Below are 12566 nucleotides of genomic sequence, written 5' to 3'. Positions count from 1 at the left end.
CGTGCAATCGGTAAATTTCTTTCCGTTATGTTGCCTTGCAGCGCACAGTTGCGATAGTCTCACGGTTCCGTTGCGTCACAATAAATCGCCACCCTCGCCCGTCCTTAACCGGCCCCCGCCCCACCGGCCCATTTCGCCGTTGCGAGGTAGGATAATGACTCAACGTCATGCTTAACGCCGGATGGATACGGAACCAGGGACACAGGCGGTCCGGCGCATCAGGGATGAGCAACCAAACTGGGCATCGAACCATCATGAAGTCATCGCTGGCAGCGTCGCGGGATGCTGAAAAGTCCGCGGAAAAGTCCACCGACTCCGGGCAGGCCCCGGCCAAGACCGTGACGCCGGCGAAGACCCCTAAAACCACTTCCACCGGCACCGCCACGCCCGGCGTGGATGTGAAGGTGGCCGACGCCGCCACGCTGGCGGCCCTGGCCAAATCCGGCCCGCTGCTGGACCGCCCCGTCGCCAAGTTCGCCAGCCTGGACCAGCCGGGGGCGCCCAAGGCTGACGCCGTGGGCCTGACGGCCGACCTGGTGGCGCGCCTCACCCGCTATACTGAACTGGCGGACGCCGATCCCTTCGCCAACCCCGTTTCCCTGCTGGCGCTGGACGTGTCCCGCCGCCTGCATTCCGGCGAGCTGGACCTGGCGGCGGTGGAGCAGGCCATCCAGTACCTGGGGGCCGAGGGCTTCCTGGCCCGCGCCCGCCGCCTGGGCGCCTATCTGGGCGAGGCCGATCCCGCCGCCAACGCCGCCCGCATCCGCGCCCTGATCGAGGGACTGGCGGTGGGGGCCGATGGCCAGGCCGTGGCGTTCGACGCCTTCCGCACCCAGGTGGAGAAGGAGATTTTCGGCATCGTCATCACCGCGCACCCGACCTTCAACCTGACGGGTGAGTTGATGGACGCCATAGCCAAGCTGGCCACCGGCCGGGACGAGGCCGGGGTGCCCTTGACGGCCGCCGCGCGCGAAGCACTGATCGCGTCCGTCGCCGCGACGGAACTGCGCCCGGGTGAGCTGTCGCTGGCTGATGAGCACCGCCTGTCGCTGGCGGCCATCACCAACATCCAGGCGGCGCTGCGCACCGTCTACGACATCGTGCTGTCGGTGGCGCAGGAGCGCTACCCCGACCAGTGGTCCGAGCTGACGCCGCGCCTGCTGACGGTGGCCAGCTGGGTGGGCTATGACTTGGACGGCCGCTCGGACATCCGCTGGTCCGACACCCTGCACAAGCGCCTGGTGGTGCAGCTGGGCCAGCTGCGCCATTACCTGGCCGAGGTGCAGGCCATCCGCAAGGTGGCGCCGGTGCAGGAAGACCTGCGCAACACGCTGGACCTGCTGGAATCCCGCCTGGCGCTTGCCATCGCCCAAGTGTCGGATGAGGTCGCCGCCTTCGGCAGGGAGACGACCACCCAGAAGGACATCGAAGCCATCGCCCAGCGCATGCATGACGGCCTGCCCCTGCGCCTGGTGGAAGCCGCGCACGCTATCGAGCAGGTGGACCGTGCCATCCGCCTGGCCTCTGCCGCCGGGAAGGGTGCCGCCGGGAAGGGGGCGAAGGATGATGACGTGGTGCGCCGGCTGGCCATCCTGAAGGCGGAGCTGTCGAACTATGGCCTGGGGCAGGCGCACACCCATGTGCGCATCAACGCCACCCAGCTGCACAACGCCGTGCGCAAGACCGTGGGCATGGAAACGGCGCCGGACGACCCGCGCTACCGCCAGTCCTACCTGAACGCCATCACCGGCCTGCTGGATGAGGTGCGGCCGGTGCGCATCAATTTCGGCAGCATCATCGCCGAACGCACCTCGGCCAAGCGGCTGTTCATGGTCGTGGCCCAGATGCTGAAGTACGCCGACGCCTCTGTGCCCGTCCGCTTCCTGATCGCGGAATCGGAATCGGCCTTCACCGTGCTGACGGCGCTCTACTACGCTCGCCTGTTCGGCGTGGCCGACAAGGTCGACATCAGCCCCCTGTTCGAGACGGAACGGGCGCTGGAGGTGGGCAGCCGCGTCATCGAGCAGCTGCTGGACAACCCGCATTACCGCGACTACGTGAAGCGGCGCGGCCGGCTGTGCATCCAGACCGGCTTCTCCGATGCCGGCCGCTACCTGGGCCAGACGCCGGCGTCGGCCAGTATCGAGCGCCTGCGCCTGCGCATCGCCCGCCTGTTCACCCGCCACCGCCTGGACGGCGTGCAACTGGTGATCTTCGACACCCACGGTGAATCCATCGGCCGCGGCGCCCATCCGGCGGGCTTCCCGGAGCGCCTGGGCTATGTCGCGGCCCCGGCCACGCTGTCGTTCATGACCCACCACAAGATCGCCTTCAAGCAGGAGGTCAGCTTCCAGGGTGGCGACGGCTATCTCTACTTCGTGACCCAGCCGGGTGCCCTGGCCGTGGTCACGCGCATCCTGGAACACATGCTGGGCGGCAAGCATGCCACCCTGGACGACGACCCGTTCTATGGCGACGCCGACTACATCCGCGAATTCTTCACCACGGTGAAGCAGTTCCAGGTGTCGCTGGTGGAGGATCCGAACTACGGCGCCCTGCTGTCGGCCCTGGGCACCAACCTGCTCTATCCTTCGGGCAGCCGGGCCATCAAGCGCCAGCACGACGGCAACGCCGATGACGTGGACCAGAGCCGCGCCTCGCAGTTCCGTGCCATCCCCCACAATGCCATCCTGCAGCAGATGGGCCTGCCGGCGAACACCGTCAGCGGCGTGGGCGAGGCCATCGACAAAGACCCGGAACACTTCGCCGACCTCTACCGTACCTCGCCCCGCTTCCGGCAGCTGCTGGGCATGGTGGAGTATGGCGTGGCCATCGCCAGCCCTGATGCCCTGAAAGCCTATATCGACACCCTGGATCCGGCCTTCTGGCTGCTGCGTGCCGCGCACACCGGCGACCCCGCCCGGGTGGAGGAGATGCGGCGCCTGGCCGCCATCCTGGAGGACAACCCCCTCCACAGCCGCCTGATCCGCATCTTCCGCAAGCTTTACCGCGATTTCGACGTGCTGGAGGAAGGGCTGGCCCGGGTGGAGCGTCATCCGGTGCCGGGCCAGGTGCCGCCGCCGGATGAGGCGCTGAGCAATGGCCTACTGGTGCTGCACGCCCTGCGCATCGCCCTGATCCAGGAGGTGTTCCTGCGGGCGACGCACATCCCGCAGTTCTCCAGCCAGCACAACATCACCCATCGCCGCCTGCTGGCCCGGCTGATGCAGCTGGACGTGCCCTGGGCCCTGGACCTGCTGTCCCGCATCTTCCCCGTGGCAGAGACCGCGGGGGAGGGCGATTTCGGCGAAAGCGCCACCTACGTCAGCGATGACAGCCAGAACTATGGGCAGGAGAACGAGCGTATCTTCAAACCCATTGCCAGCCTGTACGACCTGGTGCGCCGGGTGGGCAACGGCATCACTCAGCGCATCGGCTTCTTCGGCTGACGGGCGCCATGGAAAAGGGCGCCTTCCCCGGGAATGAGGAGGGCGCCCTTCGTTTTTGCGGGAGGGGTCAGAGGTCGGCGACGGCGGCCCGCTCCTCCATCAGCTCGGCCACCGTGCGGTCCAGCATGCGGCGGGCGAACGCGTCGAGTTCCAGCCCGCGCACCCGCTCGATGCGGCCGTCACGGCATAGGGCGGGCACGCCGCAGACCAGGCCCTGGGCCAGGCCGTAATCCCCCTCCGACGCCAGGCCCATGGAAACCCAGCGGTCGCCGCTGCCCTGCACCCAGTCGCGCATGTGGTGGATGGCGGCATTGGCGGCCGAGGCGGCGGAGGACAGGCCGCGCGCCTCGATGATGGCGGTGCCGCGCTGGGCCACCGTGGGGATCAGGGTGTCGCGGTACCAGGCGTGGTCGCCGATCAGGTCGGGCAGGGGCCGGCCCTGCACCACCGCGTGCTGCCAGTCGGCGAACATGGTGGGGGAGTGATTGCCCCAGACCACCAGCCGTTCGATGGCCGTCACGTCCACCCCGGCCTTGGCCGCCAGCTGCGCCTGGGCGCGGTTGTGGTCCAGCCGGATCATCGAGGTGATGGCGTCGTGCGGCAGGTCGGGCGCGTGCCGGATGGCGATCCAGGCGTTGGTGTTGGCGGGGTTGCCCACCACCAGCACCTTGGCCGTGCGCTTGGCCTGCTCATTCAGCGCGCGGCCCTGCGCCTTGAAAATGGCGGCATTGGCTGACAGCAGGTCGCGCCGCTCCATTCCCTTGCCGCGGGGGCGGGAGCCCACCAGAAAGGCCGCGTCGATGTCGCGGAAGGCCACGGCCGGATCGTCGCTGACGCTGATGCCGCTCAGCAGCGGGAAGGCGCAGTCTTCCAGCTCCATCACCACCCCGCGCAAGGCGGGCAGGGCCGGCGTGATCTCCAACAGCGACAGGTGGATGGGCTGGCCGGCGCCGAACACATCGCCCTTGGCCAGGCGGAACAGCAGGGAATAGGCGATCTGCCCGGCGGCACCGGAGACAGCGACATGGATGGGGGCGGAGGTCATGATGATTATCCTCGGGGTGGGTTTACGCTTGCCCTGAAGCTGCGCCCCGTTTTATGATCGTTCCAACAGAACGTATTGAATGAACCGATCCGATTTATTGATGATTTGTCGCAGCGGGCTCGGGTTAAGATCCTTGCCGGTTTTCCGGGATCATGCTGCCTTAGAGGCACAACCCGGGGGGCGGCCTGTGATGCGATTTCTTGGCTTTATGGTGGGCGTCGTGCTGTGCGTCTTGGCGCCGGCGCGGGCGGCAGAGGTCCATCAGGCGCAGGTCGAGGCCCGCGTCCCCTGGCTGCCCCGGGCGGTTGCCGCCAGCGATGGACGGAACCACCTGGCCTATGAACTCCACATCACCAGTTTTGATTCCAGTGGCGGGCCGCTGACGCTGGAGCGGCTGTCGGTGTTCGCTGGTGATACGGCGGCCCCCCTGCTAACCGTGGCCGGCGCGGACCTAGCCGGCCTGTTGGCTCAGCCGCCGGAGGATAAAGCGGACGATGGTGTCGCCATTGGGCCCGGCCGGCGCCAGGTGCTGTTCCTCTGGCTGACCCTGCCGCCTGGTGCGCCGCCGGCGAGCTTGCGCCATCAGCTGGACTTCCGGACGGCGGCGGGGCAGGTGCAGCGTGCGGGCGCCGTGGCCTGCGCGGTCGCCCGCACGCCGGCGCTGGAGATCGGGCCGCCGTTGCGCGGTGGCGCTTGGCTGGCGGTGGAGGGGCCGGGCAATCCCCATTCCCACCACTGGGGCAGCATGGTCGCCGTCGATGGGGAACTCACCATCCCCCAGCGCTTCGCCATCGACTGGTTTGGCCTGGCTGGCACCGGCCATTCCTTGCGCGGCCGCCATGACAGCCTGTCGGCGACCCGGGATGAGGACTGGATCGGCTATGGTGCCGAGGTGCTGGCGGTTGCGAACGGCGTGGTGCGGGATGTGCGCAACGATGTGCCCGATGGCACGCCGCTGGCGCCGCAATCCGTTCCGGACGATCTGACCGCCCGGACCCTCTATGGCAACTTCGTCATCCTGGAAATCGCGCCTGGCGTCTTCGCGCACTACGCGCATCTGCGTACAGGCAGTGTCACGGTGAAGGTCGGCGATCGCGTCCAGGCGGGGGCGGTGATCGGCCGGCTGGGGCAGACCGGTGCCGCCGGCGCGCCGCATCTGCATTTCCACCTGAGCGACCGGCCGACCTTTGAGCAATCGGAAGGGTTGCCCTTCGTGATCAAGGGCTACACCCGGCAGGGCAAGACCAATGTCGAGGCGACCTTCGATGTCGATACACCGGTCGCGCTGGAGGGAAGCCCCCGGGCCATCCGCCACGCCATGCCCCTGGATGGCGACGTGGTGCGCTTTCCTTGAGCCGGCCGGCGCCTCGCCCGGCGGCGGATGCCGGGCGAGGTGCGGAGGAGAGGCCTCAGCTTTGGCCGGGTGGGTTGTGGACCAGGACGCCATACCAGCCCAGGCCGCGATAGGTTTCATAGCCCGGCGTCCGGGCGAAGCCGATCAGGCGGCCGTGGCGGTCCAGGTAATGGCCCATCGGCTGGCCCTGGGTCACCAGATGGAAGCTTTCCGTCAGCTCACCCCGGCCGTCGCTGGCGGCGATGATGCGGCCGGCGGCGTCCAGCAGCAGGCAGCGGGTGTTGGACCGTTCCGATGTTTCCAGGCGGACACCGGTTACCACGGCGCGGGCCTGTGGCTCCCAATCGAAGAAGATGCCCAGCGCGCCCAGGACCTCGCCGTCCTGGGCGCCGTCGCGGCGCACGGCGGTGGAATAAGTCGCGACGGTACGGTTCTCCAGCACCGGGTTCGGGCGGACGTCCTCAACCGCGAAGTCGCTGCCGTCGCGGGTGCGCAGGGCGTCGATGAACCAGGCTTCGTTGGAAACGTTGGTGCCGATGGCGTGGGGGAAGCGGTCGGGGCGGCCGGTGGCGATGACGCGGCCGCTGCGGTCGGCCACCCACAGGTCGAGATAGACGGTATAGCTTTGCAGGATGACGTTCAGCCGCTCGCTGGCGTGGCGGAACGCCTCCTGCGACGGGGTCTGCAGGCCGGCGACCACGGCGCTGTCCGTTGCCCACCACCGCACGTCGCACGACCGCTCATAAAGGTTGCGGTCGATGATGTCGATGCTGTTCAGCGCCAGGTCGGCCAGGCGCTGGCCCCGGAAGCGGGTCATCAGATCCTCGCCCACCGTGGTCATGCGGTCGACCAGTTGGCCGATCTCGCTGCGCAGTTCGCCCGCCACCACGCTGACGCGCTGGGAGATGGAGTTGACCTCATTGGCCACCACGGCGAAGCCCCGTCCGGCGTCGCCGGCGCGGCCAGCCTCGATCAGGGCGTTGAAGGCCAGCATCTTGGTGGTCCGGTTGATATCCTCGATCACCGAAACCTTCTGGCTGGCGACGTCCAGAACGTTCTTCGTCAGGTCGATCAGGCTGTTGTCCATCGGCTCCCCACTCTCTTGATTAGCTTTTGTGCGTCGCAGCAAAGAACGTCACGTTACTACGCTAACGCAAAAGACGTGCCGGAAGCCGAATGGTGCACCATCCCATTAATAAGTCGTTAAGAATCAAGGGGGATGGCCTGGTCATTCGTGGCAGGGACGCTGCCCTGTTCCTAACCGAAAGTGGAGGATTGGCCAAATTGCGGGCAAAGGGCTGCACAGTCGATGTGCAACCTATAGGCGGTGTCCGAAAGTGAAATCGGTTTCGTCTTCCGCTGCCGCATAATCGTGGAATGCCGCACCTTATGCCATTGATGCAGCCCACTGCCATCTACTTTTTTGATGGAGTTTGCAGATTTGGGATGGGTAGGTTTTCGCCTGCGGGCATATCGCTTGATTGTATGGATTATACAACCCTGACGGTTGATCCCATGGCGCCGGCCGTTAAGCCGGCGCTACCTCCCGTGGCGTGACGAATTCGGCCAGACGACCGGTCCCCGCAGCGAGATCGGCCCATCGGTCCAGGGGGAATTCCAGCCGCGCCAGGGCGCCGGTCGGATATTTTTCCATGATGCGGGTGCGAAGGGGGGTCTCTTCCGCCTGGACCAGGTCCAGCGCCAGCTCCTCCAGCCCGGGGTTGTGCCCGATCAGCAGGACGGTGGCGGTGGGGTCGGCCAAGGCGCGCAGCCGATCGGCCAGGGCGCGGGCCGACGCCATATAAAAGACTCGGTCCACGCTCATGGGTGGCGTCTCGCGCCACAAGGGCAGCAGGCCCGCCAGCGTGGCCCGGGTACGGGCGGCGGTGGAACAGAGGATGAGGTCGGGCTGGGGTGTTCCACCCTTGCGGCGCCGGAAATAGTCGGCCATGGTCGTTAACGCGCGCTCCCCCCGCGGCGACAGGGGACGCTCATGATCAGGGACGCTGTCATCGTCCCAGGAGGATTTCATATGCCGGAGCAGGAACAGGGTCTTCACGCGACATCCCCCAGGATGGACCGGCTGCCCGAGCCCGCTGTGGACCCGGCGGCCCCGGAAAAGAAAAAAGGAACGGGTACGAAAACAACGGGATCGACAACGCGGGAACCAGAAACGGTAACGTTGGCGGCCTATGGTGATCGACCCGATACCCGTGCTGTTAATGAGGCGACCATGTCCACGGCGGTGGAAACCCCGATCCGCGAAGCTGAGCCAGCCCCCATCGATATGACGTCGGCGGACCGGTTCATCAACCGCGAACTGTCCTGGCTGGCCTTCAATCAGCGCGTTCTGGAGGAAGCGTACAACGCCCAGCATCCGCTGCTGGAGCGCCTGCGTTTCCTGTCCATTTCGGCAAGCAACCTGGATGAGTTCTACACGGTCCGTGTCGCGGCGCTGAAGGCGCAGGTGACGGCCGGCGTCGCCACCCCCTCGGACGACAACCTGACCCCGGCGCAGCAACTGGCCGCCATCAACGAGCGTGCCGCCGAGTTGATGCGCGAGCAGCAGGCCTGCTGGCTGATGATGCGCGCCGACCTGGCCAAGGCCGGCATCGCCGCCATCGACCCCGGCGAGCTGACCCCGTCGGAAACCGACTGGCTGGAAGCGAAGTTCCTGGACGACATCTTCCCGGTGCTGACGCCCATCGCCGTCGATCCGGCCCATCCTTTCCCGTTCATCGCCAATTCCGGCTTCTCGCTGGCCGTCCAGCTGTTCGACCCGGCGCGCAACACCCATCTGGACGCCCTGGTCCTGTTGCCGGCGCAGTTGGACCGCTTCGTGCGCCTGCCGGGCAACGATGTGCGCTTCATCCTGCTGGAAGAGCTGGTGTTGCTGTTCATCGACCGGCTGTTCCCGCCCTTCACCCTGAAGGGCCACGGCTTCTTCCGCGTGCTGCGCGACAGCGACATCGAAATCGAGGAAGAGTCCGAAGACCTGGTCCGCACCTTCGAAAGCGCGCTGAAGCGCCGCCGCCGGGGCAGCGTCATCCAGTTGTGCGTCAACGCCGGCATGTCGCGCGACCTGCGCGACTTCCTGGCAAGCCAGCTGCATGTGCCGACCGACGACGTGTTCGTGCTGGACGGCCTGATCGGCTTGGCCGAGACCAAGCAGCTGATCATCGATGAGCGGCCGGACCTGCTGTTCCAGCCCTACAACGCCCGCTTCCCGGAGCGTATCCGCGATTTCGGCGGCGACTGCTTCGCCGCCATCCGCCACAAGGACATCATTGTCCACCACCCGTTCGAGAGCTTCGACGTGGTGGTGCAGTTCCTGCGCCAGGCGGCGCAGGACCCGGCGGTGCTGGCCATCAAGCAGACGCTGTACCGCACCTCCAAGAACTCCCCCATCGTCGCCGCCCTGATCGAGGCGGCGGAGGCGGGCAAGAGTGTCACGGCGATGGTGGAGCTGAAGGCCCGCTTCGATGAAGAGGCCAACATCCGCTGGGCGCGCGACCTGGAACGCGCGGGCGTGCAGGTGGTCTACGGCTTCGTCGACCTGAAGACACACGCCAAGGTGTCGCTGGTGGTGCGCCGGGAACAGAAGGGCCTGCGCTCCTACGTTCATTTCGGCACCGGCAATTACCACCCCATCACCGCCAAGATTTACACCGACCTCAGCTTCTTCACCTGCGACCCGGCGCTGGTGCATGACGCGGCCCACATGTTCAACTACATGACCGGCTACGCCACGCCCAAGGCGCTGGAGAAGATCGCCATCGCCCCCATCGGGCTACGCGACCGGCTGGTCAGCCTGATCGACGCGGAAATCGCCCATGCCCGCGCCGGCCGGCCGGCGCAGATCTGGGTGAAGCTGAACTCCCTGGTGGATGCCCGCATCATCGACAAGCTGTACGAGGCGTCGCAGCAGGGTGTCAGCATCGACATGGTCATCCGTGGCATCTGCTGCCTGCGGCCGGGGGTGAAGGGCCTGTCGGAAAACATCCGGGTGAAGAGCATTGTCGGCCGTTTCCTGGAACATGGCCGCGTGGTCTGCTTCGGCAACGGCGTGGGCCTGCCGCACCCCGGCGCCAAGGTCTTCATCTCCTCCGCCGACTGGATGCCGCGCAACCTGGACCGCCGCATTGAGACGCTGGTGCCCATCGAGACGCCGTCCTGCCACCGCCAGGTGATGGACCAGATCATGGTCGCCAACCTGAAGGATGAGGCGCAAAGCTGGCGGCTGAGCCCCGATGGCGAGTATCATCGTATCGAAGCACCGCTGGGCGCCTTCAACGCCCACACGTTCTTCATGACCAACCCCAGCCTGTCGGGGCGGGGCAGCAGCGCGGTCACCGATCCCAAGGGGCCGGCCAAGCTGTTGCTGAAGGCGGCCGCCAAGGCCGCGAAGCGCGCCGACTGAATTGCCTGCCTTAGCCCGTACCGGATGCCATGCCCGTAAAGTTTGACCGACCCGCCCCTGAACGCCACGTTGGCGCCGACCGGTTGGCCGTCATCGACATCGGTTCCAACTCCATGCGGGTGGTGGTCTATGACCGCCTGGAGCGCTCGCCCATCGCCATCTTCAACGAGAAGATCATGTGCGGATTGGGCCGGTCGGTGGAGAAGACCGGCAAGCTGCACCCCGAGGGCGTGAAGCTGGCCTTGGCCAATCTGGCCCGTTTCCGCCGCCTGATCGAGGGCATGCAGGTGGGGCGGGTGGACATCCTGGCCACCGCCGCCGTGCGCGACGCCAAGGATGGCCCCAAGTTCGTGGCGGAGGTGGAGGCGCTGACCGGCGTTCCCGTCACCGTGCTGGCGGGCGAGGAGGAGGCGCGGCTGTCCGCCATGGGTGTGCTGTCGGGCACGCCCGGCGCTGATGGCCTGATGGGCGACCTGGGCGGGGGCAGCCTGGAGCTGGTGACGCTGGACAAGGGCCTCATCGGCCGCCAGGCGACCTTGCCGCTGGGGCCCCTGCGTCTGATCGAGGCGGTGGAGGGCAAGCCGGGATCGGCGGCCAAGCTGATCGACACCCAATTGGCCAAGCTGCCGTGGGCCTTGGATGGCCGAGGGCGGGAGTTCCACCCCGTGGGCGGCGGCTGGCGCGCGCTGGCCAAGATGCATATGGAGCAGACGGGACACCCGCTGCACATCATCCATCACTACGTGGTCGATGCCCGGGTTATGGCCGACTTCGCCGGCCTGGTCGGGCGGCAAAGCCGCGCCTCCCTGGAGAAGATGCCGGGCGTTTCCCGCCGCCGGCTGGAAACGCTGCCCATGGCGGCCCTGGTGATGGAGCGGGTGTTGCGCACCGTGCAGCCGTCCAACGTCGTCTTCTCCGCCTACGGGCTGCGTGAAGGGTTCCTGTTCGACCAGCTGTCGGCCGAAGAGCGGCGGCGCGACCCCCTGATCGACAGCTGTACCCAAGTGGCGGAACGGCTGGGTCGGTTCGGCGAGGCCGCCACCCTGACGCAATGGACGGCCCCCTTGTTCGCCGGCGAGGATGAGATGGCCGCACGCCTGCGCACGGCCGCCTGCCTGCTGTCCGACCTGGGGTGGTCGGAACATCCCGACTATCGCGCCGAGCACGCCTATCTGCGGGTGCTGCGCATGCCGTTCGCCGGTGCCGACCATGCCGAACGCGCCTTCCTGGCGCTGGCCTCCTTCGTGCGTTATGCCGGCACCATGGACGGCCAGCCCCTGGGCCTGACCCGCACCCTGCTGTCGGAGGCACAGCTGAGCCGGGCCATGATCGTGGGACTGGCGTTGCGCCTGGCCCATACGCTGACCGGCGGCGCCGCCACGCTGCTGCAGCGCACCGCCTTGCGGCTGACGCCGGACACCTTGACCCTGCTGTTGCCCCGCGACGCCGCCATGCTGGATGGTGATGCCGTGCAGCGCCGCCTGGACGGCCTGGCCAAGGTCCTGGGCCGCAAGGGCGCGGTGGTGGTCCAAGGCCCCGCCTTGGCGGAGGCTGGCGCCTGAGCGACAGCCGGTGACGGGGCATTCCGTTGGAATACCGGGCCCCGCCGCCATATAAGGTCAATCCCGTTCATTCCCGCCCGGACAGCAGCCATGGCTCTCTTTCCTCGACTTGTCCTCGCGCTTGGTGTTCTGGTGGCGCTGGCGGCCGGCGATATGCCGGCCCGGGCCGACTTCCTTCCGCCCGCGCGCCCCGGCGAGACCGATCCCATTATCCAGCAGGTCCTGAATTGCTGGAGTTATGGCCACAGGCCCAACGCGAAGGGCGCCGGCGTGGGCGTTGGCGGGCAGAACCTGGTATGCGCCCATGGCGAGGCCAAGACCACCGTGATGCGGGACACCATTGCCCGCATCACGTCGGTCGATGCCCAGACGCTGGTGATCTGGTCGCAAGGGGGCGGTGACGCGCAGGCGGCGGCCGACCTGGCGCAAACCATCGTCGACCGGGGCATCACCGTCATCATCGACGGCCCTTGCGCCGGCCCCTGCGTGTGGTGGTTGGCGGCCGCGCCCAAGCGCCTGGTGACGCCGGAAGCTGTCTTCGACTTCAGCGCGGGCCCGGATGCGCCGCCGGCGGTGGTGGAGCGGGTGCGCCAGGCCACGGGCATAGACCTGAACGCCCTGCGACAGACCGGCGGCCCCCGGCAGCCGCGGGACGAGACCGCCTTGCGCGCCCTGGGCCTGGGCGTCACCCAACTGCCGCCCATTGTGGCGGTGAGGCCGACGCCCACCTGAGGCG

At 67.4% G+C, this 12566-nt stretch carries 8 protein-coding genes; 5 read left to right on the top strand and 3 right to left on the bottom strand.

Annotated elements, in window-relative coordinates:
- Positions 1-254: 254 nt before the first annotated feature.
- The gene (locus FBZ88_RS01110; protein ID WP_186464135.1) at positions 255-3449 is read left to right on the top strand and encodes a phosphoenolpyruvate carboxylase; all 3195 of its coding nucleotides are present in this window, start codon (positions 255-257) and stop codon (positions 3447-3449) included.
- Positions 3450-3516: 67 nt separating this feature from the next.
- Here FBZ88_RS01110 and FBZ88_RS01105 read toward each other — a convergent pair whose 3' ends face one another.
- Entirely contained in the window at positions 3517-4494 is a 978-nt protein-coding gene (locus tag FBZ88_RS01105) for a malate dehydrogenase (protein ID WP_145615016.1), read from the bottom strand.
- A gap of 190 nt (positions 4495-4684) precedes the next feature.
- On the opposite strand from FBZ88_RS01105, the gene FBZ88_RS31195 reads away from it, so the two are divergent.
- Complete coding sequence (locus FBZ88_RS31195) at positions 4685-5848, top strand: M23 family metallopeptidase (RefSeq protein WP_281290095.1); 1164 nt, start codon at positions 4685-4687, stop codon at positions 5846-5848.
- Between the two features lie 55 nt (positions 5849-5903).
- Here the strand turns inward: FBZ88_RS31195 and FBZ88_RS01095 are convergent, their stop codons facing one another.
- Together FBZ88_RS01095 and FBZ88_RS01090 are read right to left on the bottom strand one after the other, a co-directional pair.
- Positions 5904-6935, bottom strand: a complete 1032-nt coding sequence (locus FBZ88_RS01095) for a methyl-accepting chemotaxis protein (RefSeq protein WP_145615014.1) — start codon at positions 6933-6935, stop codon at positions 5904-5906.
- A gap of 441 nt (positions 6936-7376) precedes the next feature.
- Positions 7377-7907 (bottom strand): SixA phosphatase family protein, encoded by a 531-nt coding sequence (locus tag FBZ88_RS01090; protein WP_145615013.1) that lies wholly within the window; start codon positions 7905-7907, stop codon positions 7377-7379.
- A gap of 174 nt (positions 7908-8081) precedes the next feature.
- Between FBZ88_RS01090 and FBZ88_RS01085 the strand changes: the two genes are divergently transcribed.
- From FBZ88_RS01085 to FBZ88_RS01075, 3 genes are all read left to right on the top strand, one after another.
- Positions 8082-10268, top strand: a complete 2187-nt coding sequence (locus tag FBZ88_RS01085; RefSeq protein WP_246138438.1) for an RNA degradosome polyphosphate kinase — start codon at positions 8082-8084, stop codon at positions 10266-10268.
- 29 nt (positions 10269-10297) lie between these two features.
- The gene (locus FBZ88_RS01080) at positions 10298-11830 is read left to right on the top strand and encodes a Ppx/GppA family phosphatase (protein WP_145615012.1); all 1533 of its coding nucleotides are present in this window, start codon (positions 10298-10300) and stop codon (positions 11828-11830) included.
- Positions 11831-11920: 90 nt separating this feature from the next.
- On the top strand, positions 11921-12562 hold the full coding sequence (locus FBZ88_RS01075; protein ID WP_145615011.1) for a hypothetical protein: 642 nt from the start codon (positions 11921-11923) through the stop codon (positions 12560-12562).
- Positions 12563-12566: the final 4 nt, after the last annotated feature.

This window comes from Nitrospirillum bahiense (genome assembly GCF_007828025.1).
Lineage (GTDB): Bacteria > Pseudomonadota > Alphaproteobacteria > Azospirillales > Azospirillaceae > Nitrospirillum > Nitrospirillum amazonense.
This window is presented reverse-complemented; position numbering and strand designations above follow the sequence as displayed.